21 protein-coding genes and 1 tRNA gene are annotated in these 21,804 nt (G+C 63.7%); 11 read left to right on the forward strand and 11 right to left on the reverse strand.

Going from position 1 to position 21,804, the window contains the following annotated elements:
- Window positions 1–273 precede the first annotated feature (273 nt).
- Complete coding sequence (locus tag AC0ZZU_RS23155) at window positions 274–1,956, reverse strand: DEAD/DEAH box helicase (protein ID WP_476343642.1); 1,683 nt, start codon at window positions 1,954–1,956, stop codon at window positions 274–276.
- Between the two features lie 297 nt (window positions 1,957–2,253).
- Window positions 2,254–3,009, reverse strand: coding sequence for a spermidine synthase (locus AC0ZZU_RS23160; RefSeq protein WP_476343644.1), 756 nt, complete (start codon window positions 3,007–3,009; stop codon window positions 2,254–2,256).
- Between the two features lie 123 nt (window positions 3,010–3,132).
- Between AC0ZZU_RS23160 and AC0ZZU_RS23165 the strand changes: the two genes are divergently transcribed.
- Window positions 3,133–4,479, forward strand: coding sequence for a class II 3-deoxy-7-phosphoheptulonate synthase (locus AC0ZZU_RS23165; protein ID WP_476343646.1), 1,347 nt, complete (start codon window positions 3,133–3,135; stop codon window positions 4,477–4,479).
- 99 nt (window positions 4,480–4,578) lie between these two features.
- Here the strand turns inward: AC0ZZU_RS23165 and AC0ZZU_RS23170 are convergent, their stop codons facing one another.
- Entirely contained in the window at window positions 4,579–4,761 is a 183-nt protein-coding gene (locus AC0ZZU_RS23170) for a DUF1127 domain-containing protein (protein ID WP_476343648.1), read from the reverse strand.
- Window positions 4,762–4,858: 97 nt separating this feature from the next.
- Here AC0ZZU_RS23170 and AC0ZZU_RS23175 point away from each other — a divergent pair, with 97 nt between their 5' ends.
- A complete protein-coding gene (locus AC0ZZU_RS23175; RefSeq protein ID WP_476343650.1) occupies window positions 4,859–5,713 on the forward strand; it encodes a LysR substrate-binding domain-containing protein in 855 nt (284 codons plus the stop codon).
- Here the strand turns inward: AC0ZZU_RS23175 and AC0ZZU_RS23180 are convergent.
- Complete coding sequence (locus AC0ZZU_RS23180) at window positions 5,710–6,459, reverse strand: sulfite exporter TauE/SafE family protein (RefSeq protein ID WP_476343652.1); 750 nt, start codon at window positions 6,457–6,459, stop codon at window positions 5,710–5,712. The genes AC0ZZU_RS23175 and AC0ZZU_RS23180 overlap by 4 nt on opposite strands.
- A 149-nt stretch (window positions 6,460–6,608) precedes the next feature.
- On the opposite strand from AC0ZZU_RS23180, the gene AC0ZZU_RS23185 reads away from it, so the two are divergent.
- A complete protein-coding gene (locus AC0ZZU_RS23185; RefSeq protein WP_476343654.1) occupies window positions 6,609–7,064 on the forward strand; it encodes a MarR family winged helix-turn-helix transcriptional regulator in 456 nt (151 codons plus the stop codon).
- A gap of 59 nt (window positions 7,065–7,123) precedes the next feature.
- On the opposite strand, the gene efp is transcribed toward AC0ZZU_RS23185, so the two are convergent.
- Together efp and earP are read right to left on the reverse strand one after the other, a co-directional pair.
- Window positions 7,124–7,693, reverse strand: coding sequence for an elongation factor P (efp, locus tag AC0ZZU_RS23190; RefSeq protein ID WP_476343656.1), 570 nt, complete (start codon window positions 7,691–7,693; stop codon window positions 7,124–7,126).
- Window positions 7,694–7,741: 48 nt separating this feature from the next.
- Entirely contained in the window at window positions 7,742–8,875 is a 1,134-nt protein-coding gene (earP, locus tag AC0ZZU_RS23195) for an elongation factor P maturation arginine rhamnosyltransferase EarP (RefSeq protein ID WP_476343658.1), read from the reverse strand.
- Between the two features lie 128 nt (window positions 8,876–9,003).
- Between earP and AC0ZZU_RS23200 the strand changes: the two genes are divergently transcribed.
- The 5 genes from AC0ZZU_RS23200 to AC0ZZU_RS23220 all read left to right on the forward strand — a co-directional run bounded on the left by AC0ZZU_RS23200 (window position 9,004) and on the right by AC0ZZU_RS23220 (window position 14,289).
- Entirely contained in the window at window positions 9,004–9,390 is a 387-nt protein-coding gene (locus AC0ZZU_RS23200; protein WP_476343660.1) for a hypothetical protein, read from the forward strand.
- Window positions 9,387–9,869 (forward strand): GreA/GreB family elongation factor, encoded by a 483-nt coding sequence (locus AC0ZZU_RS23205; protein ID WP_476343662.1) that lies wholly within the window; start codon window positions 9,387–9,389, stop codon window positions 9,867–9,869. The genes AC0ZZU_RS23200 and AC0ZZU_RS23205 overlap by 4 nt, the downstream gene beginning before the upstream one ends.
- Before the next feature lie 31 nt (window positions 9,870–9,900).
- On the forward strand, window positions 9,901–11,097 hold the full coding sequence (locus AC0ZZU_RS23210) for an MFS transporter (RefSeq protein WP_476343664.1): 1,197 nt from the start codon (window positions 9,901–9,903) through the stop codon (window positions 11,095–11,097).
- Between the two features lie 555 nt (window positions 11,098–11,652).
- Window positions 11,653–12,033 (forward strand): hypothetical protein, encoded by a 381-nt coding sequence (locus AC0ZZU_RS23215; RefSeq protein ID WP_476343666.1) that lies wholly within the window; start codon window positions 11,653–11,655, stop codon window positions 12,031–12,033.
- Window positions 12,034–12,150: 117 nt separating this feature from the next.
- Window positions 12,151–14,289 (forward strand): TonB-dependent siderophore receptor, encoded by a 2,139-nt coding sequence (locus tag AC0ZZU_RS23220; RefSeq protein WP_476343668.1) that lies wholly within the window; start codon window positions 12,151–12,153, stop codon window positions 14,287–14,289.
- 331 nt (window positions 14,290–14,620) lie between these two features.
- Here AC0ZZU_RS23220 and AC0ZZU_RS23225 read toward each other — a convergent pair.
- A tRNA-Ser gene (locus AC0ZZU_RS23225) sits at window positions 14,621–14,710 on the reverse strand.
- Between the two features lie 214 nt (window positions 14,711–14,924).
- Here AC0ZZU_RS23225 and AC0ZZU_RS23230 point away from each other — a divergent pair.
- Window positions 14,925–15,614, forward strand: a complete 690-nt coding sequence (locus AC0ZZU_RS23230) for a crotonase/enoyl-CoA hydratase family protein (protein ID WP_476343670.1) — start codon at window positions 14,925–14,927, stop codon at window positions 15,612–15,614.
- 65 nt (window positions 15,615–15,679) lie between these two features.
- Window positions 15,680–16,651, forward strand: a complete 972-nt coding sequence (locus AC0ZZU_RS23235; RefSeq protein ID WP_476343672.1) for a magnesium and cobalt transport protein CorA — start codon at window positions 15,680–15,682, stop codon at window positions 16,649–16,651.
- Here the strand turns inward: AC0ZZU_RS23235 and AC0ZZU_RS23240 are convergent.
- On the reverse strand, window positions 16,646–17,368 hold the full coding sequence (locus tag AC0ZZU_RS23240) for an amidotransferase (RefSeq protein ID WP_476343674.1): 723 nt from the start codon (window positions 17,366–17,368) through the stop codon (window positions 16,646–16,648). The two genes, AC0ZZU_RS23235 and AC0ZZU_RS23240, sit on opposite strands and share 6 nt — an antisense overlap.
- Before the next feature lie 524 nt (window positions 17,369–17,892).
- Here AC0ZZU_RS23240 and AC0ZZU_RS23245 point away from each other — a divergent pair.
- On the forward strand, window positions 17,893–18,693 hold the full coding sequence (locus tag AC0ZZU_RS23245; RefSeq protein WP_476343676.1) for a c-type cytochrome: 801 nt from the start codon (window positions 17,893–17,895) through the stop codon (window positions 18,691–18,693).
- A gap of 74 nt (window positions 18,694–18,767) precedes the next feature.
- On the opposite strand, the gene AC0ZZU_RS23250 is transcribed toward AC0ZZU_RS23245, so the two are convergent.
- The 3 genes from AC0ZZU_RS23250 to AC0ZZU_RS23260 form a co-directional block, all read right to left on the reverse strand.
- The gene (locus tag AC0ZZU_RS23250; RefSeq protein ID WP_158458889.1) at window positions 18,768–19,100 is read right to left on the reverse strand and encodes a ribonuclease E inhibitor RraB; all 333 of its coding nucleotides are present in this window, start codon (window positions 19,098–19,100) and stop codon (window positions 18,768–18,770) included.
- 182 nt (window positions 19,101–19,282) lie between these two features.
- Window positions 19,283–19,519, reverse strand: a complete 237-nt coding sequence (locus tag AC0ZZU_RS23255; RefSeq protein WP_158458888.1) for a hypothetical protein — start codon at window positions 19,517–19,519, stop codon at window positions 19,283–19,285.
- Between the two features lie 146 nt (window positions 19,520–19,665).
- Complete coding sequence (locus AC0ZZU_RS23260) at window positions 19,666–21,720, reverse strand: LTA synthase family protein (RefSeq protein ID WP_476343678.1); 2,055 nt, start codon at window positions 21,718–21,720, stop codon at window positions 19,666–19,668.
- Window positions 21,721–21,804: the final 84 nt, after the last annotated feature.

Genomic DNA, 21,804 nt, shown 5'->3' on the forward strand with positions numbered 1-21,804 from the left:
GGATCGCAAGACCAACACAGCAATCACAGGCTCGACACCGCGCCCCCTCCGCAACCGCACAACCCGGAATACCCGCGTACGGCGAGGGCTTCGCCCTCGTTTCGCGACACGAGGCCGCTCCTACAAGAACCGCGCGGGGGATTGGACCGGGCGCCCGGCGCAGCGGGCCCCCTCTAGGTCCGGCGTCCCGGCACGAGGCCGATCCCACAAAGGTCCAACCGCAAACCAAAAAAAATCCCCGAACATGTCGGGGATTTTTTCATTCAGCGAGGATCAGTCCTCGCGATACCGGCGCAGCTTGAGCTGCTTGCCTGCAACGCGGGTGTCCTTGAGCTTGGTCAGCAGACGCTCGAGGCCGTCTTCTGGCAGCTCGATCAGGCTGAAGCTGTCACGCACCTGGATGCGGCCGATGGCTTCGCGGGCCAGGCCACCTTCGTTGAGGATCGCGCCCAGAAGGTTCTTGGCGGCGATACCGTCACGGGCACCCAGGGCAGTACGGCAACGCGCACGGCCTTCGCCCAGCGGCATTGGCGCACGACGCTCGCGCTCGCCACGGTCACCACGGTCGCTGCGCTCACCAGTACCGGTAGCGGTACGCTCACGCGGCGAGTGGGTCGGAACCAGTGGCTGCTCGCCTTCGACGGCTGCCAGGCTGAGCGCCTGACCGTTGGTGGCCTTGCGCAGCAGGGCCGAGGCCAGGGCGCGTGGGCTGCAGCCCAGGTCAGCGGTCAGACGGTCGAGCAGGTCGCCATGGCTGGCTTCGGCATCGGCCACCAGCGGCGCGAGGCTCGAGGTCAGCTTCTTGATGCGGGCATCCAGTACGGCCTGGGCGTTCGGCAGACGGGCTTCGGCAACCTTCTGACCGGTTACACGCTCGATGACCTGCAGCATGCGGCGCTCACGCGGGGTGACCAGCAGCAGCGCGCGGCCTTCGCGACCGGCACGGCCAGTACGGCCGATACGGTGCACGTAGGACTCCGGGTCGTACGGCATGTCAACGTTGAACACGTGAGTGATGCGCGGTACGTCCAGGCCACGGGCAGCGACGTCGGTAGCGACGACGATGTCCAGGCGGCCATCCTTGAGCGACTCGATAACGCGCTCACGCTGGTTCTGGGCGATGTCGCCGTTCAGCGCGGCAGCCTTGTAGCCCTTGGCTTCCAGCGCGCTGGCGAGGTCCAGGGTGGCTTGCTTGGTACGCACGAAGGCGATCAGCGCGTCGAACTCTTCGACTTCCAGCAGGCGCAGCACGGCCGGGATCTTCTGGTCGGCGTGGACCATCAGGTGAGCCTGGTCGATCGCGGTCACGGTCTGGGTCTTGGTCTGGATCTTGACATGCTTCGGGTCACGCAGGTGACGTTCGGCGATGCTGCGGATCGAAGACGGCAGAGTGGCCGAGAACAGCACGGTCTGGCGGGTTTCCGGGATGGCCTTGAAGATGACTTCGAGGTCGTCCATGAAGCCCAGCTTGAGCATTTCGTCGGCTTCGTCGAGCACCAGGTGCTTGATGGTCGACAGGACTTTCTCGTCACGACGCAGGTGGTCGCAGAGACGGCCTGGAGTGGCCACGACGATTTGCGCGCCGTTGCGGATTGCTTTGAGTTGTGGGCCCATCGGGGCACCACCATACACGGCCACCACGTTAACGCCCGGCATCTGCTTGGCGTAGGTTTCGAAAGCGGTGGCTACTTGCAGCGCCAACTCACGGGTTGGCGCAAGGATCAGGGCTTGCGGTTCGCGCTTGCTCGTGTCGATACGGCTGAGGATCGGCAGTGCGAAGGCAGCGGTTTTACCGGTGCCAGTCTGCGCCTGGCCGATCATGTCATGACCGGCGAGGATGATCGGGATCGACTGATGCTGAATGGCCGATGGCTCTTCGTAGCCAGTTGCTACTACAGCGGCAACAATGCTCGGATGGAGATCGAGAGCGGCGAATCCGCCGGTTTCCTGGGTCATGGGTCTGCCTCTAGGTGCATCCGCAAAGACCCATGCTCCAAAACTGCACATGCCTTGAAAGACCCGAAGGTCACCCAGGCAGCTTTGGCGGCGGGGATTTGCGAAAACGATTGAAAATGGGAACGTCTTGGGACGGTCCGCCTAGCGGACGCGCAGCCGAGGCTGATCAGAGGATTTGCACCACCTGAATTGAAGGTCCGCTAAAAGACCGGCGCGTACTATATCCGAAATTGGAGCGAACGGTTAGAAATATTTCGGCTGGCTGAAACGGTTTACTTCGAGACCGGCGGTGTCCGCTCAGGTCGCCGCCCGGACCTCACTGATCAGGGATTCCAGCGAATACCCCAACCTGGCCGCCAGTGCCCCGGCCCTGCCCCGCAGCCCCTCCAGGTCCAGCCCCTGCTCCAGGTCGGCCGGCACGATCACGATCACGTTGCCCTCCTTCACCGGCAGCTCCCAGTAATGACGGTGATACAGCCCGCGCAACAACGCAGCGCCCAGCGGCTTGCCGTCTTCTCCCGCCCACTGGTTGATCACCAGCCAACCGCCGGGATTGAGCTTGCGCTGGCAGTCTTCCAGGAACCCCCAGGCCAGATGACCCACGCCCGGCCCGTGGTCGGTATAAAGGTCGACGAAGATCAGGTCGGCGGTCTCGGCGCTGGGTAGCAGCTCAAGGGCATCGCCGACACGGATGTACAGCCTGGGGTCGTCATCGAGCCCCAGGTACTCCATGGCCAGGCGCGGCACGTCGGGACGCAGCTCGATGGCCTCGACGTCATCGAGCGGCAGGAACTTCAGGCAGGCCTGGGTCAGGGTACCGGCGCCCAAGCCCAGGAACAGCGCGCTCTCAGGCTGCTCGTGGCACAGTGCGCCGACCAGCATGGCGCGGGTATAGTCGTACTCCAGCCAGCTCGGGTCGGCGGTGAATACACAGCTCTGCTCGATCGCCTCGCCAAACTCGAGAAACCGGTAGTCCTCGACCTCCAGCACACTGATGGTGCCCCACGCATCCTGCACCTGGGCCAGCAGCCGCTCTTCCCGTTCACCCGCCATATGTTCCAAGCCCCTGCCGTCCAGGCAAAGACGCGTATTGTCCGCCAAGCCCGCCGGTGCAACAAGCGCGCTGGCAGCTGTTAACATGGCTTCACGCCCCATTCCTACAAGACCGAGCCTGTGATGAACCAACCCTGGACTCCTGACAGCTGGCGCGCCCTGCCGATCCAGCAGCAACCGACCTACCCAGACGCCGCGCATCTGCTCAAGGTGGAGCAGACCCTGGCGGGCTACCCGCCGCTGGTGTTCGCAGGTGAAGCCCGCGAGCTGCGCCGCCAGTTTTCCGAGGTCACCCAGGGCCGGGCGTTCCTGCTGCAGGGTGGGGACTGCGCGGAGAGCTTCGCCGAGTTCTCCGCCGCGAAGATCCGCGACACCTTCAAGGTGCTGCTGCAGATGGCGATTGTCATGACCTTCGCCGCGGGCTGCCCGGTGGTCAAGGTCGGCCGCATGGCCGGACAGTTCGCTAAGCCGCGCTCGGCAAACGACGAAACGCTCGATGGCGTGACCCTGCCGGCCTACCGTGGCGATATCGTCAACGGCATCGGCTTCGACGAAAAGAGCCGCGTGCCCGACCCCGAGCGCCTGCTGCAGGCCTACCACCAGGCCACCGCCAGCCTCAACCTGCTGCGCGCATTCGCCCAAGGCGGGTTTGCCGACCTGCACCAGGTACACAAGTGGAACCTGGACTTCATCGCCAACTCGGCCCTGGCCGACAAGTACCATCAGCTGGCCGACCGTATCGATGAGACCCTGGCGTTCATGCGCGCCTGCGGCATGGACAGCTCGCCGCAACTGCGCGAGACCAGCTTCTTCACCGCCCATGAAGCATTGCTGCTCAACTATGAAGAAGCCTTCGTGCGCAGTGACAGCCTGACCGGCGACTACTATGACTGCTCGGCGCACATGCTGTGGATCGGTGACCGTACCCGCCAGCTCGACGGCGCGCATGTCGAGTTCCTGCGGGGCGTGCACAATCCGATCGGCCTCAAGGTCGGTCCAAGCATGAACCCCGAGGAGCTGATCCGCCTGATCGATCGCCTCAACCCGGACAACGACCCAGGCCGCCTCAACCTGATCGTGCGCATGGGCGCGGGCAAGGTCGGCGATCACCTGCCGGGATTGATCCGCACGGTCGAACGTGAGGGACGCCAGGTGCTGTGGAGCTCCGACCCGATGCACGGCAACACCATCAAGGCCAGCAGCGGATACAAGACCCGGGATTTCGCGCAGATCCTCAGCGAAGTGAAGCAGTTCTTCCAGGTGCACCAGGCCGAAGGCAGCTATGCCGGCGGCATCCATATCGAGATGACCGGGCAGAACGTCACCGAATGCATCGGCGGAGCCCGGCCGATCACCGAGGATGCCCTGTCGGACCGGTACCACACCCATTGCGACCCGCGCATGAACGCCGACCAGTCCCTGGAGCTGGCGTTCATGATCGCCGAGACGTTGAAGCAGGTACGCCGGTAGGGTGATTCCAGCAGGACCGGCCTCTTCGCTGGCAAGCCAGCGAAGAGGCCGGTTCGAACACAGCAGGAGCCAAGCCGCTTTGCGCAGCATCAGCAGCGACTACCTCGCCAGCGGGTCATCCCAGAACGGGCGCTCCACCTCTTGCAGGGTGTCCGCCCGGCTCAATCCGAGATCCGCGAGCGCCGCGTCACTCAGGCTCGCCAGCTGACGGCGCTGGCGATACAACTCGACCCAGCGTGCCGGCCGTTTCAGATACACACTCAAGCTGCTATTACCTTTCATCTTGAAGCCCTCCGTAGTGGATGGCGTCAGTGTCCCGCCGGGCTTAAGATCAATCCAACGAATGTTTCTTATGCCTTGCATCTAGGAGATTGATGCAATGTCTCAGTCCCAGAGCCTCGATTCAGATGTGCTGCGCACCTTTGTGGCGATCGCCGAGCAAGGCGGCTTCACCCGCGCCGGGGAGGTCGTCAACCGTACGCAGTCGGCCGTGAGCATGCAGATGAAGCGGCTGGAGGAGGATATCCTGCAGCGCCAGCTGTTCGAGCGAGAGGGCCGGCAGATGCGGTTGACCGCCGAGGGCCAGGTGCTGCTCGGCTACGCGCGGCGCATCCTCAAGCTGCAAGGCGAGGTGTTCAACACCTTGCGCATGCCGCACATGGTGGGCCTGGTGCGCATCGGCACGCCCGACGACTATGCCATGCGCTTCCTGCCGGGCATCCTGTCCAGCTTCGCCCAGGCTTACCCGCTGATCCAGGTGGAGGTGCATTGCGAACCGTCCAAGCAACTGCTGATGCGCCAGGACCTGGACCTGACCATCGTCACCCGCGAGCCCGGCTCCGAGCTGGGCCAGCTGCTGCGCCAGGAGCGCCTGGTGTGGGCCGCCGCCCAGGGCTTCTGCCCGCAGGACCAGCGCCCCATGCCACTGGCGATGTTCAACACCGATTGTTTTTGCCGTAGCTGGGCGTGCAACGCACTGGAGACCCACGACGTCGAGTACCGCCTGGCCTATACCAGCCCCAGCCTGGCGGCGATCTTCGCGATCGTCAGCGCAGGCCTTGCGGTGACGGCTCAACTGCAGAGCCTGATCGGCGGCAACCTGCGCGTGATAGGTGACCACGAAGGCCTGCCGCAGCTGCCGCTGGCCAACGTGATGCTGCTGCGCAACCCGCACACCCAGTCGCCGATCACCGACTGCATGGCGGACTACATCATCGAGGGGTTCGCAACCTAGAGCTCGCAGGCCAGCATGATCGCGCAGATGACCAGGAACCCGCAGAACAGAGTGCGCAGCACTTTCTCGGGCAGCGCATGGGCCATCTTCACGCCCCAGCTGATGCTCAGCAGGCCACCGACCGCGAGTGGCACTCCCATGTGCCAGTCCACCGTATGGTGCCAGCCATAGGTCAGCAACGTGACCGTGGTGCTTGGCGCGGCCAGGGCCAGGGACAATCCTTGCGCCACCACTTGCGTAGTGCCGAACACGCTGGTCAGCACCGGTGTGGCGACCACTGCGCCGCCCACCCCGAACAACCCGCCCAACGACCCCGAGACGCTCCCGAGCAGGGCCAGCCATGGCCATCCATGACGCAGCTCGGGGCTGGCCGCAGTATGGCGCATGAACATGCGCGCCACGTTCCACAGGGCGAGCGCCACCAGGAAGGCCACGAACCCCATGCGCATCGCATGCGCATCGAGACCCACCGCCCAGATCGAGCCGAACCAGGCAAATACAAAACTGCACAGCGCCAACGGCAGCGCATGGCGCAGCTCGATGCGGTTGCGCTGGTGATAGCGCCACAGCGCCAGCAACACGTTCGGAACCACCATGACCAGCGCGGTGCCCTGGGCCAGCTGCTGGTCGAGCCCGAACAGCACGCCAAGCGCCGGAATCGCGATCAATCCACCACCAATACCAAACAGGCCGCCCACCGTGCCCAGCACAGCGCCCAACCCGATATACATCAACCACTCGATCATCCGTGCCTCATCTGCTCATTCAATGCGCGCATGCTACTGGCATCCACGTGCCACGTCTTGAACTTGAAACGAACTCTCGCGGCCGATTGCTGCTCGAATTCCTCAAGAGCGGTTTCAGATCTTCCTCCATCCAGATTCCAAGGACCTGCATGAACGCCGACACCCGAGCCCCTAGTGACGAGCTGCTGCTGGACAATCAGGTCTGCTTTGCCCTGCACTCCACCTCACTGCTGATGACCAAGGTCTACAAGCCGCTGCTGCAAGCCCTTGGCCTGACCTACCCGCAGTACCTGGCCATGCTGGTGCTGTGGGAACAGGACGGCCTCACCGTGGGCGAGATCAGCCACCGGCTGCTCACCGATCCCGGCTCCCTGACGCCGCTGCTCAAGCGCCTTGAGGCCGAAGGCCTGCTCAACCGCACCCGCAGCCGTGAGGATGAGCGCGTGGTGCTGGTTGAACTGACGGAACAAGGGCGCGCGTTGCAGGAAGAGGCCCGGCGGGTTCCGCCCTGCATCCAGGCCGCGAGCGGGCGCAGCCTCGAGCGGCTGCAGCAGTTGCAGACCGAATTGCTGGAGCTGCGCGAGCAACTGCAAAAGAACCTGTAGGGTTTTGCGCTCAAAAAAAACCCGGCCTAGGCCGGGTTTTTCGCGTCTACCAGGAAGTCTTACTTCTTGGAACGGCCCTTGAAGGTGCCATCGCGAGTGTCGATGTCGATCATCTCGTCGATTTCGATGAAGTCGGCAACCTGGATCTCGGTACCGTTGCTCAGCTTGGCTGGCTTCATGACCTTGCCCGAAGTGTCGCCACGAGCGGAGTTCTCGGTGTAGACGACTTTACGGCTGATGGTGGTCGGCAGTTCGACCGAAACCAGGCGCTCTTCGAAGAACACGGCTTCGCAGACGTCGGTCATGCCTTCTTCGATGTACGGCAGAACGGCCTCGATGTCTTCGGCGTTCAGCTCGTACATGGTGTAGTCGGTGGTGTCCATGAAGGTGTACGTGTCACCGCTGATGAACGACAGGGTCGCTTCTTTGCGATCCAGGATCACGTCGTCCATCTTGTCGTCCGCACCGTAGACGGTTTCGGTCTTGTAGCCGGTCAGCAGGTTCTTCAGCTTGGTCTTCATGATCGCGCTGTTACGGCCCGACTTGGTGAATTCAGCTTTCTGAACCAGCCACGGGTCGTTGTCGATCCGCAGGACGGTACCGGGTTTGAGTTCTTTACCAGTTTTCATTGCGAAGTATCCGAATCGGGATGGATTTATAAAAATCGAGGCCGCGTATCATATCCAATTTCGGTAAAAGTGTACTAGCGCCATGGCAAGGTCCGGCTGAGTGGCCTGCTGCGCGCACCATTGGCGGGCATGCCTCTGCAGCTCGTCCCAATGCGCCAGCGCATCGCGCCAGGCCTGCCCCATGTCGCGGTCCATGTTCCAGGCACGCCAGAGTTCGACCAGTGCCGCCTCGGCCGAGTCTGACAACCCGTGTCGATAATGCGACAGGAATGCGTCGAGTTTTTCCCAGTGGGCGTTGTCTTCCTGGATGTAGATATGCCACAGCATCGGCCTGGCGGCCCACTGTGCGCGCACGAAGGAATCCTCGCCACGCACGGCATTGAAGTCGCAGCACCAGAGCAAGCGGTCATAGTCGTCCTGGCTCACGAACGGCAGTATCTGCAGGGTCAGCGCCCCACGCTGGCGCACATCGCCGACCGCCAGTCGCGGCTCGCCCAGCCAGGCACAGACATCACCCAGGATCCGCCCCTCGGGCACCAGCACATGGCTCGGCTGGTCATCGGCCGCCAGCGCGTCGAGCCAGTTGCCCAGTTGCGGGTTCTCGTAGGCGAACAGCGAGACCAGCCGCGCACCGGGCCGCGGATTCACGCCAAGGCCTTGCAGGAACACCGCGCGCGCCTGCGGATCGTTTTCAAACGCCTCGCGGCGCGCCAGCAATGACGCCTCACGCAGCAGCCCGCCGGTTTTCCCGGTGAACCCCGGAAAGAAAAACACCTTGCGCAGGCCATTGGGCTGCGGCGACGGCAACCCGTGGCATCCTTCGACCCAGTCCTCGGCGCTGAGATACTCCAGGTTCAGCCACAGCGGCGGCGCCGGGCGTGCGCGCATGGCCGCGATGTATTCGGCAGGCAACTGGCAGGCGAAGGCGCCGATCACCACATCCGCCGGGGCGCACGCCGTCCAGGTGCCGGGCCACCGGCGTATTTCCACGCCCTGCTGCCACTGTTGATCGGCCCCGGCATCAGCCTGGGGGCACAGGCGCACGAACGGCGCGAGGTCATCCACCCACAGGCGCACGGCCACGCCGTGCTCGGCCACCAGTTGCCGGGCCAGGCGCCAGGTCACGCCGATATCGCCATAGTTGTCGACGACCGAGCAGAAGATGTCCCAGGTGGTTTTCATGCCGAGTCCTCGCCGGGCGGAAAAACCGCCGATTCTGCGGATAAATTCTCAGGGACGAAAGCGCCGCGGCCGAAAAAATCCGCGCAGGCCGTGCGACAATGCCCTCCTGCCCTGCCAGGAGGCCCGCCATGCCCCATCAACGCTCACTGAAGATCGACCTCAAGCCTGCCCAGCTGATTGTCTGCGTAGCCCTTGGCCTGTGGCTCGGCGCCGTGGCCATCGCCCTGAGCCTGTGGCTGGCATGGCACCTGTGGCCGGAGCAGGTTCGGCCGGTGGCCCAGGCCGTCGTGCCCGCCTTGAGCGCACCGGCGCCTGCCCCCGATGCCCAGGCGCAGATGTTCGAACGCTACAAGGCCATCCTGCAGCAGCAGGAACAGCAGCAGGCCAGGGATACAACCCAGGGCAGGCCGCGCAACCTGAACAACCCCACGTGCCAGTTCTGGCTGCAACAAGACCGCACCGCGCCCAGCGAGAAGAGCCAGGCCAACGTCATGGAACATTGCTACCGACCATGAACAAGGCCGACCTGCTGCACCGAATCGTCCAGGCCCTGGAGCACGACATGCTCCTGCTCCAGCGTGCCGCCCAGACGGCGTATGAAGCTGCCACGGCGCAGGAAAACATCGCCGAGAACAAGTACGACACCCTCGGGCTCGAAGCCTCCTACCTAGCCACCGGCCAGGCCCGCCGCGCCGCCGAGATCCGCCAGGCGCTGCTCGCCTACCAGCAACTGGCGCCCCGCAGCTACGATCCGGCGCGAGGCATCCAGATCAGTAACCTGGTCACCCTGGAAGACGAGCAAGGACGCCAGCGCCTGCTGTTCCTGGGGCCTGAGGCTGCGGGGCTGAAAATCGGCGAAGGCAGTGACCTGGTCACCGTGATCACGCCTCGCGCCCCATTGGGCCAGGCGCTGCTCGGCAAGCGGGTGGACGACGAGATCAGCCTGGTGCTGGCGGGCGTCACCCAAGTGCAGCTTGTGATTGCAGCCGAATGACCTTTTATCCTTTACCGCAACGAGACTGTCCATGACGCATCAGCCACTGAGCCGCGCCCTGATCCTGCTGATGGCGACCGCCACCGGCCTGGCCGTGGCCAGCAACTACTACGCCCAACCCTTGCTGCACAGCATCGCCGAATATTTCGGCTTGAGCACTGCCAGCGCCGGCAGCATCGTCATCGCCGCGCAGTTGAGCTACGGCGCCGGCCTGCTGTTGCTGGCGCCGCTCGGTGACATGTTCGAGCAGCGGCGGCTGATCGTCAGCATGATCGTGATCTCGACGCTGGGCCTGTTGATCAGCGCGTTTTCGCCCAGCCTGCCTTGGCTGATCCTGGGCACGGTCCTCACCGGATTGTTCTCGGTGGTGGCGCAGATACTGGTGCCAATGGCCGCCGCGCTCAGCGCTCCGGAGCAGCGGGGCCGCACCGTGGGCACGCTGATGAGCGGGTTGCTGCTGGGCATCCTGCTGGCGCGCACTGCAGCGGGCTTCATGACCGAACTGGGCGGCTGGCGCAGTATCTACCTGCTGGCGGCCGGCCTGATGGCCATCTGCGCCATCGCCCTGTACCGCAACCTGCCCGAACACCACCAGAACGCCGGGCTCAAGTACCCGGCCCTGATCGCTTCGGTGTTCCGCCTGTTTGTCGACGAGCCGGTACTGCGCCTGCGTTCGTTGCTGGGGTTGTTGTCGTTTTGCCTGTTCGCGCTGTTCTGGACACCGCTGGCATTTCTGCTGGCCCGTGAGCCCTACCAGTATTCGGATGCGGTGATCGGCCTGTTCGGCCTCGCGGGTGCCGCCGGAGCCCTGTCGGCCAACTGGGCCGGGCGCCTGGCCGACCGCGGCAAGGGCTCGCTTGGCACCACCGTGGGCCTGGTGATACTGCTGCTCTCCTGGGTGCCACTGGGCTTCGCCCAGCACTCCCTGTTGGCGCTGCTGGTCGGCGTACTGCTGCTCGACCTGGCGGTGCAGCTGGTGCATGTCAGCAACCAGAACGCCGTGATCGCCTTGAAGCCCGAGGCACGCACACGGCTCAATGCGGGGTATATCACCTGTTATTTCATTGGTGGCGCGATCGGGTCGTTGCTGGGGACGCAGTTGTTCCAGCGGTATGGCTGGATGGGCATAGTCGTGGCAGGGCTGGTAATTGGCGCGGTCGCGCTGGGGGTGTGGGGGATAGCGCTGGGGCGGCAGAGTGGTCGATTGGGGGCTCGCAGGGCGGTGTGAATTTTGGCTGCATCGAGGTGCATGTCTTGGGGCTTTCAGCGGCCTTGAGATCGAGCGCCGTGCGCTTGGGGGTTGTGGTGCCCGTGTGAGGTGTGCGCTTGGGGCCTTGTGGCGTTGCGCAAATCGAGCGCCGCCCGCGCGGCGCATCGCGGGACAAGCCCGCTCCCACATTTGTTGCAACGTACCATGGCCTGTGGGGTTTGGGTTGTTAGCCTTGGTGCATGGCGGAAGACTGTGGAGGGCCGGTGTGCTCACCCCAAGACCTTCGTCGTACAAACAAGGCTAAGACTCCAATCTGTCAGGCCATGGCACGTTGCAACAAATGTGGGAGCGGGCTTGTCCCGCGATGCGCCGCGCGGGCGGCGCTCGATTTGCGCAACGCCACAAGGCCCCAAGCGCACACCTCGCACGAGCATCACAACCCCCAAACCGCACACCCCGCGAAGCGCCACGCCGCCACCTCCCCCCACCACCCTCCGTCGCCTCGCGGTTGACTTGCCCGCCCCGCCGTTGCTCATTAGGCGCTGTCACTGGGCACACTGACAGGACGGAACGATGACAAGACTCACGGTTCAATCCGGCGATTTCTTGCAAGGCGAAGCGGAATATCGCAATGGAGCACTGACCCTCAAGACCACGCGCAGCCCCTCGCCCGGGGAGCGCATCTCATTGGCTCGCATCAGCGATCTCAAGATGGCCAACCAGGAGTCGAGCCGCAGCATCGGCACCGCTCTGGGCTGGGGTGTCGCCGGGGCGCTGGTCGCGGGTCCCGTAGGGCTGCTGGCCGGCCTCTTGCTAGGCGGCAAGGAAGAAGAAGTCACCTTCCTGGCGACCTTCCACGATGGTCGCAAGCTGCTGGCGGTCACTGACGGCAAGACCTGGTCGAAAATCGACAACACCTGGCGCAGGCGCCAGCTGCCTCCCCCCGCCAACTGAAATTCTCGCCCCCGCCGTTCGTTTGTCCTCTACAGCAGAGCAAACAACGGCGGCGGCACCCGCTCGCCTGTTAACATGCCGCCCCTTTGCCCTGCCCGGCCGTCAAGGAGCCTTCGCATGACCCTGTCCCGCCCCCGCCTGCCGTTGAGCCTGCTCAGCCTGAGCCTGGCCTTGCCCAGCGCCGCGAGCCTTGCCGAGGACAGCATCACCCTTGATCCGCTGCAGGTGTCGGAGGTGTATGGCGATGAGGGCTACCAGGTTCGCCAGGCCAGTGTGACGGGTCTGCAGCCCGCCCCGTTGCTCGACACGCCGGCCTCGGTCAGCGTCTTCAGCGGCCAGCTGTTGCAGGATCGCCAGGTGCGCAAGCTAAGCGAAGTGCTGCAAAGCGACGCGTCGGTGGGCGACAGCTATGCGCCGATCGGTTACTACGAGAACGTCAACGTGCGCGGCTTCGAGCTGAGCGCGGCCAACAGCTACAAGATCAATGGCCAGACGATCGCGGGCGAGCAGAACGTGGCGCTGGAGAACAAGCAGCAGGTGGAGCTGCTCAAGGGTTTGTCCGGCCTGCAAAGCGGCGTGGCCGAACCCGGCGGGATGGTCAACTACGTGACCAAGCGTCCGGAGGATGTGCGCAGCGTCACCGTGTCGAGCAATGAGCAGGGCGAGCGCTATATCGCCACCGACCTGGGCGGCTGGTTTGGCGGCGAGCGCCAGTTCGGCCTGCGCGCCAACCTGGCCCATGAAGACATCCGCTCCTATGTCGACCACGCCGACGGCAAGCGCGACTTCGCCTCGCTGGCCTTCGACTGGCAGATCAACCCAGACGCCACGCTGCAACTCGACGCCGAGTATCAGCAGCGCGAGCAGCGTTCGGTGCCCGGCTACCAGCTGCTGGGCGGCAGCGCCCTGCCCCATGGTGTCAACCCCGAGCACCGGCTGGCCTATCAGCCGTGGGCGAAGCCTGTGAAGATCGACTCGCTCAACCTTGGCGGGCGCTTCGAGTACCGCTTCACCGATGCCTGGACCGGCACCTTGAGCGCCTCGCGCAGCAAGGTGGTGATCGACGACTACAGCTCTTTTGCCTGGGGCAGCGAGGATGGCTGGGTGTCGCATTTCAGCCCCGAGGGCGACTATGACATCTATGACTACCGCAGCCCGGACGACACTCGCCGCACCGATGAAACCCAAGCCACGCTCACTGGCCGCTTCGACGCCTTCGGGCTCGGTCATGACCTCACCGTAGGTGCCAGCGCCCAGCGCCGCACGATTGATCAACGGCCCTACTACAACCAGCTGGTGGGCAGCGGCAACATCGGCGCCGACGCGCCCGCCGCCGACCCGTCCGAGCTGCCCGTGGGCGCCAGCACCCGCCGGCTGGACAGCCGCCAGTACGGCCTGTTCATCAGCGATCGCATCACCTTCAACGACCAATGGCAGACCGTGATCGGCGCCCGCGGAGTGCGCCTGGACGAGAAGACCTGGGATGAAACCGGGGCTGCCGGCCGCCACACCCGCGACTACCAGCTGCTGCCCAATGCAGCGCTGATCTACAAGCCGCGACCGGACACGACCGTGTATGCCAGCTACAGCAAAGGCCTGTCGGCGGGCGGAACGGCACCCTGGTTTGCCAGCAATGCCGCCGAGATCCTCGCCCCGACCCTGTCGCGCCAGCTGGAGCTGGGCATCAAGCGTGACTGGCAGGGCCTGAGCCTCAATGCAGCGCTGTTCCAGATCCGCCAGGCGTACCAGTATGCGCGGCCGGACGGTGACGGCACGTTCACCTACGTGCAGCAGGGGCAGCAGAAGAACACCGGACTGGAGCTGGGTGCCAGCGGCCGTATCACCTCGCGCCTGCAAGTCCATGCCAGCGCCGCGGCCATTCGCGCGCGGGTCAAGGGCAGCGGTTCCGAAGCCTACGAAGGCCATCAGGCGCTCAACGTGCCGAATCTGCGTGCGGCCGTGCAGGCCGATTATCAGTTGCCGGTCCCCGGGCTGGCGCTGCTTGCGGGTGCGCGCTACAGCGCCAGCAAGTATGCCGACCAGGCTGGCAGCGTGCAGGCGGGTGGGTATACCGTCTTTGATGTCGGCAGCCGCTATAGCACACGGATCGCCGGGTATGACACGGTGCTCAGGCTGACGGTGGACAACGTGACGGACAAGCGTTATTGGCGGGATGTGGGAGAGTACCTGGGGGATAACTACCTGTTCCAGGGCGCGCCCAGAACCGCGCGAGTGTCGGCGCAGGTGAGTTTCTGATTTGTGCGTCCGGGAACGATCTGGCTTATGAAGATCCAGGTACACCGCGACCGGTGTAGGAACGCGCCTTGTGCCGCAATCAGTGTGGGAGCGTGCCTTGTGCCGCGATCGGGCCCGCAGGGGCCGTAAACCCTGCAATCTTGTTTCGTCAGGCGCACTGCGGATACAGGTCTTACGGCCCCTGCGGGCCCGATCGCGGCACAAGGCGCGCTCCCACAAGACAAGACAAGACCACACCACACCACACCACACCAACGGTACAGCAGGATGATGAAAAAAACTCGGACAACAAAAAAGCCCCCGCACCTTTCGGTACGGGGGCTTTCGAATATGGCGGTGAAGAAGGGATTCGAACCCTTGATACAGTTTCCTGTATACACACTTTCCAGGCGTGCTCCTTCAGCCACTCGGACACTTCACCGTTTCTCTTCAAGCTATTCAGCCTGTCGAGGCGCGCTAATGTAGTCGAAAGCATCTCGGATGGCAAAGCTTTTTTTCAGAATTTTCATGCGCTTAAGCCAACGTGGCAATGCTGCCAATCTATCAAGCGCTTCTGCTTCATGCTTTACCTGGCGCCAATGGCTCAGTAACGTCGGCCCACGCCCTCCCAAGCACGCCACTCAAAGGACCCTGTCATGAGCGAGCTCATCACCTACCACGCCGAAGACGGCATCGCCACCCTGACCCTGAACAATGGCAAGGTCAACGCCATCTCGCCCGAGGTCATCACCGCGTTCAATGCCGCACTGGACCGCGCCGTGCAAGAGCGCGCCGTGGTGATCATCACCGGCCAGCCGGGCATCCTGTCCGGCGGCTATGACCTGAAGGTGATGACTTCAGGACCCAAGGAAGCGGTCGCGCTGGTTACCGCCGGCTCTACCCTGGCCCGCAGGATGCTGTCGCACCCCTTCCCCATCGTGATCGCCTGCCCGGGCAACGCGGTCGCCAAGGGTGCCTTCCTGCTGCTGTCGGCCGACTACCGTATCGGCGTCGAGGGCCCCTACAAGATCTGCCTCAACGAAGTCCAGATCGGCATGACCATGCACCATGCCGGCATCGAGCTTGCCCGCGACCGCCTGCGCCGCTCGGCCTTCCACCGTTCGGTGATCAACGCGGAAGTCTTCGATCCGCATGGCGCGGTGGACGCGGGCTTTCTCGACAAGGTGGTGCCCGCCGAGCAACTGCAGGAGGCCGCGCTGTCCGCAGCCCGCGAGCTGAAGAAGATCAACATGCTGGCGCACAAGAACACCAAGCTCAAGGTGCGCAAGGCGCTGCTGGAAAGCCTGGGGAACGCGATCGAGCTGGACCAGCAGGCACTGGGCTAGACGGTTGCTCTCTGGCGCGACACCGACCAAGCTGTAGACGGGATCAACCGAGGAAGTACCAGCCCATGGGTCGAGTCGTCGCAGCGGCGGTGTACAGCGCCGGCAGAAAAGTCACCAACATCAGCATCGACGAGGGCAGCGAATGGGCCCGCAAGCCTGGGCACTTCGTCTGGATCGGCCTTGAGGAACCCAATGCCGAGGAACTGGCCACGCTGCAGCGCCAGTTCAACCTGCACGAACTGGCAATCGAGGACGCGCTCGAAAAACACAGCCGGCCCAAGCTCGAGACCTTTGGCGATGCGCTGTTCATCGTCACCTACTCACCGGTGCGCCAGGACGGCCGCCTGGAGTTCATCGAGACCCACATCTTTGCCGGCAACGGCTATGTGATCACCTGCCGCAATGGCCACTCCAAATCCTACGCCCTTGTGCGCCAACGCTGCGAGGCACGCCCGCTGCTGCTCGAGCATGGCGAGGATTTCGTGCTGTACGCCCTGCTCGACTTTGTCACCGAGAACTACCAGCCCGTCAGCGAAGCCATCCACGGCGAGATCGAGGAACTGGAACAGAGCGTGCTCAGTGCCTCGCTCAGGGAAGAGGACATACAGCGCCTGCACAGCTTGCGCCGCGACATCCTGCGCCTGCGCCGGCACGTGGCGCCGATGGTCGAGATCAGTGAAGAATTGCAGCGCCTGAGCTTCCCGTTCATCGACAAGAACATGCGCCCGTACTTTCGGGACGTGCAGATTCATGTCACGCGTCAGATGGAAGACCTGTCGAGCATCCGCGATATCGCCAGCCAGACCATCGAGATCGGCATGCTGCTGGAGTCTTCACGCCAGAGCATCCTGCAGCGCAAGTTTGCCGCATGGGCGGCGATCCTGGCGTTTCCCACGGCGGTGGCCGGGATCTACGGGATGAACTTCGAGAACATGCCGGAGCTGACCTGGCACTACGGGTATTTCGCGGTGCTGGGCTTGATTGCTACCGGGTGCACCGCGCTGTTCGCGAGTTTCAAGCGTTCGGGGTGGTTATAGGCCCTTCCCCGGGTGCCCTACGAACCGCAACATCCACTCGCCTACCAGGTCACCCTGGTGACTCTCGGACAGGCTTGCCAACGCCCGCTGGTACACCTCATCGCCCAGATGCTGCTGCCGTGCGTCAAGCAGCGCCCGCGAATAGTCGTGCACGAACTCCGGATGGCCCTGGAAGCACAGCACCTGATCGCGGATGTGGTACGCCGCGAACGGGCAGAAATCACTGGAGGCGATCACGGTGGCTTCTTCAGGCAGCGAGGTGACCTGGTCCTGGTGGCTGATGAGCATCGTCAGCTCGGCTACCTGCGGGTCCATCCAGGGCGCATGGGCCGCCAGCTGATAGCGATGGATGCCTACGCCCCAGCCCTGGGTGGCGCGCTCGGCCTTGCCGCCCAGCAGCAGAGCCAGCAGCTGGTGGCCGAAGCACACGCCCAGCAGTTTGTCGCCGCGCGCGTAGCGCTCGAGCAAATACGTCTTCAGGGTTTCGATCCAGGGATCCGAACCGAACGAATCCGCCTTGCTGCCAGTCACTAGATAGGCATCGAAGACTTCGTGCGCCTCGGGGTACTCGCCGTTCATCACGTTGTAGACGCGGAACTCTGCGGCGATCGGCTGACGCGAAAAAAGCTGCTCGAACATCCTTCCGTAGCCCTGGTACTGCTCGACCAGCTCGGGTCGCAGGACATCGGTTTCCAGGATGCAAATGCGTAACGACATAGGGATAGTCCTGAACGACATTGACGGGATGACCGTGCGAAGCCTGCCGCGAATGCGCGTTACAAGCAAGTAGGATGCACTGACGAACGGTGGCCTTGCAGCAGTTTGGCAGGAGCAACGGCTGCGGCTCTCTAGTCAGGGGATACCCAGCCAAGGCGGTCCATGCTCATAGCTGAAAACAACAGTATCGATGACGTATATAACAAATGGTTCTCAAGGATGGGTAACGTCGGCCGGCCGAGTGGTTTATATCCACAGATGAGGCAAGCAGTCATGGGCGTCAGGGGGCGCAGACTGCTATCGACCCGCTCCGACAAGGAAGCTATCAGGCATTCAGGAATAACAACAAATAGGCGGTTTGCCATGTTCAGACAACCAAAATTTCGCCAGGCCGGACTCATTCTGTTCGCCACTACATTGCTGCTCATCCTGCCGAACTTGACGCGGCTATTTGGCTGACGCGCTTGTGGCGTTGCCGCGCCGCACACAGGTAATCTGCCGGCCCTGATGGTTGGAGATTGCCCATGCGCCGCTGCCTTGCCCTGCTGCTGATGTTTGCCTGCGCGCCTGCCCTGGCGGCGCAGTTGATGCTCGATCTCGGCGATACCACTCGCCAGTGGCAGACCGAGGCTTTACTCGTGCACCCGCAGGCCCAGGACATCAGCGTTGTGCACGACGTCACTTACAAGCGGCCGATGCACTATCGCGCCGTGCCCCTGTCGGCGCTGCTCGAAGGCGTAAGCGACAGCGAGCACCTGCAGGCCGTGGCGCTGGACGGCTTTGCCGCCGAGATGCCGGCTGCCCCGTTGCTGCAGACGGGCCCTGCCCGCGCCTGGCTGGCCATCGAAGACCCCGCCCACCCCTGGCCCGCATTGGGCAAAGGCAAGCCGAGTGCCGGGCCTTTCTACCTGGTCTGGACCGATCCACAGGCCAGCGGCATACGGCCGGAGCAGTGGCCGTTCCAGGTGGCGAGCATTCGTCGGCTGGCGGCGGTGGCGGAGCGCTTCCCTGCGCTGCTGCCGGCACCTGGGTTGGCGAAGGATGATCCGATTCGCCAGGGATTTGCGCTGTTCCAGCAGAACTGCCTGGCGTGCCACCGGCTCAATGGTGCGGGGGATGCCCAGTTCGGGCCGGACCTGAATGTGCCGCACAACCCGACCGAGTATTTCCAGCCGGGGTATCTGCGTGGGTTTATCCGGGACCCGCAGAGCCTGCGGCGGTGGCCACAGGCGAGGATGCCGGGGTTTGGGGAGGATGTGCTGAGTGATGCGGAGCTGGATGCGTTGATTGCCTATCTGGGGCATATGGTGGGGCGGCGGCCTTGAGGACGGTGGTGGCCCTGTTCGCTGGCTTGTCAGAGCGCCGAACCGCAGCGAACAGGGTCACCACCGATACAGGCTCAAGCCACCGGCCTTTCCTGCTTCACCCCCCACCCTTCTACCTCTCCACCCAGCGGCCCGATCACCGACTCGAAGTCCTGCTCGAACTCTCCAATGCCGCCATAGGTAGCGAACATCAGCTTGCTCAACTCAAGGTGCCACCCGCCATCGTCAAGTTCCCAGACCTGGGCCTTGAGCGATTCGCCGCGGAACTTGCCCGCGGCTCGGCGCGCCCGGTCCTCGTCCGGGAACACGGCATAGAACTCGATCGGATGGATGCGGCTGAAATCAAACCCGCCAGCTTTCATCTGGCGAAGAACATTGCTGCTGATGTCGTCGTTCTGGCTGCTCATGCTTCGTCCTCCGGCAATACGATGGATAGACTTGTGGTGCACTGGGCACCTGCCTGGCACGGTTGAAAGGGCCAGACAGTCGAGCTGATGCGAGACGCGATGGAAAAAGCGCGGCCTGCTGAAATGACCCGCGCAGGGTGGAGACTAGCGTCAGCCCGCACCCTGCGCCAGCACGTGCATATTCAAGGTCGCGGCGAGATAGAGCTGATGGACACGCCGTTCTGCTCCTTGAGCCAGCGTGCTGTCGGGGAATGGGCTCGATCCTGGAAGTCGTTCAGGTCCAGTTCAACCAGCAGCGGAAACAGCTGCGAGCGGATGGCCCGTGCGGCCTCCTCCTCACTGGGTTGCTGCTCCGAGGAAATCATTAACGAGGTCGGCTCGCCTTTCTGGTTGGCGAAGATGACTTCCCACTCTTTCATTGAATAGCCCTCAATCAAAGAACATCAGGTGAATGCAGCTGGTTTTAAGCTTGACCCCCGGCCCATGTGAATGTTCAGCGCGCCTGCACAGGCGGACAAAAAAAGGCCCGCCGGTTACCCGGCGGGCCTTCTCTGGGCCAGCAAGCTTACTCAGGCATGCCGTGGACCACACCAGCGGTGTTGTCCAGCAGGCTCTTGGTCGCCGTCTGGATGTAGGCCTCGAGCTTCTTCAGCATCTCGGGCTGGTCCGGGCTTTCGATCAGTTCGGCCTTGAACTCGCGGCCCAGCTGGTAGCGATACATCCGCGGGGTCATGTCCTTGGACTCGATCAGGATGCGGTCACCCTGCACCAGGCCGACGATCTGCTCGCTGCCCGAAGGCTTGATCATGCCAACGCCTTCATCGCCAGCCGGCAGGTTGAGCAAGTCGCGGCCCCAGCACTGGTGACGGGTCTCACCGCCCAGGCGGCCCATGATGGTCGGGACGATATCGACCTGGGTGCCAACGGTATGGTCGACCCCGCCGAACTTGCCCTGGATCCCTGGGGCGATCAGCAGCAGCGGCACGTTGAAGCGGCCGAGGTCGAGTTCGGTGACCTGCTGGTGGTTGCCAAAGCCGTGGTCGCCGACGATGACGAACAGGGTCTCGTTGAAGTACGGCTCCTTGCGCGCCTTCTCGAAGAACTGCCCCAGCGCCCAGTCCGAGTAGCGCATGGCGGTCAGGTGTTCATCCAGGCGGCCCTGGCCGGTCACCGGTTCGACCGGCAAGTCCTTGGGCAGTGCGTACGGAGTGTGGTTGGAGAGCGTCTGCAGCAGCGCGTAGAACGGTTTCTTGCCGTAGTTGGCGGACAGCTCCTGGGCGGCGCGGTCGAACATGTCCTGGTCGGACACGCCCCAGGTCGGATCGGAGAACACCGGATTGACGAAGTCGTTACGGCCGATGAAGGTGGTCATGCCCTGGTTGCCGAAGAAACCGGACTGGTTGTCCCAGGCAAAATCACCGTTGTAGACATACACGTCGTCATAGTCACGGGCACTGAGCAGCGCCGGCAGGCCGGACAGCTTGTGGCCGCCCTCCGGCGTCTGCATCAGGTACTCGAAGCCCGGCAGGTTGGGGAAGCACGCCATGGTGGCGAACATGCCCTGGTGGGTATGGGTGCCGTTGGAGAAGAAGCGGTCGAACAGCAGCCCCTCCTTGGCCAGCTTGTCGAAGTACGGCGTGATGTTGTTCTGGCTCCCCAGGGCCCCGACCGAGTGACCGGCGAAGCTCTCCATGAGGATCACCACCACGTTCTTGATCGGCAGGGTGCGGTCGGCGGGCGGCGTGAAGTCGCGGCGGACAGCGGCGCTGTCGGCATCGACCAGGCGGTCGTCGGGGGTCAGCAGCAGGTCACGCACGCTTTGCTGGGCGACCTGGGTGTCCAGGGTCGACTTCCAGACATTGGCGCGGTCTTCGCCGAAGCGGCTCTTGGCGGCATCGATCAGCGTCAGGGTGCCGTTCAGGCCCAGCTGGTTGACGAAGTTCGAGTCGGTGGTGAAGGCGTCGCCCCAGCGCATCGGCGGGCCCTGGCGCAGGGTGCCACGGGCCGCGACCACGGCCACCAGCAGGATGACCATGAAGACGGCCAGGCGGTTGTACCACGGGGCCACGGGGGCGTTGTCACCACGGGTCAGGCGGTCGATACCCTTGAACAGCAGGCTCAGCAGCCAGGTGCCCAAGACCCAGGCCAGCAGGTAGCGCACCACCGGGAAGCCGTACCAGAGCATGCTCATGACGGTCTTCGGGTCTTCCTTGATGTACTGGAAGACCAGCCCGTTGAGGCGCTGGTGGAACTCACGGTAGAAGTCCATCTCGACCAGGCCGAGGAACATCACCAGGCTGGCGGTGAGGGTCAGCCACAGGCGGAAGAAGCCGCGCCTGGCCATTGCCCAGGGTGACAACGTCGCCAGCAGCAGCGGGATGCTCAGGTAGACCACAACGCGCAGGTCGAAGCGCAGGCCGTTGAGGAAGCCCTCGGCAACGGTGGCGTAGGGTGTATCGCCGATCATGTCGCTGTTGTACATCAGCAGGCCCAGGCGAACCAGGCTGAGCATGATCATGATCACCAGGGCGCACAGCAGCGTGTAGGCCAGGTGAGATTTGAGCGTCGGCGAGAACGGGCGCGGCACGCCCCGTTGCTTCAAGGCATCCGTGTTGGCCATGAATGGTTGTTCCTGGAATTCGATTTTCGAGAGGGGCGTAATGTGCCTGAACCGGCGTGTCTTGGCACGTCAATTGGGCTAACG

The sequence above is a fragment of the Pseudomonas sp. JE3303 genome (assembly GCF_056312565.1).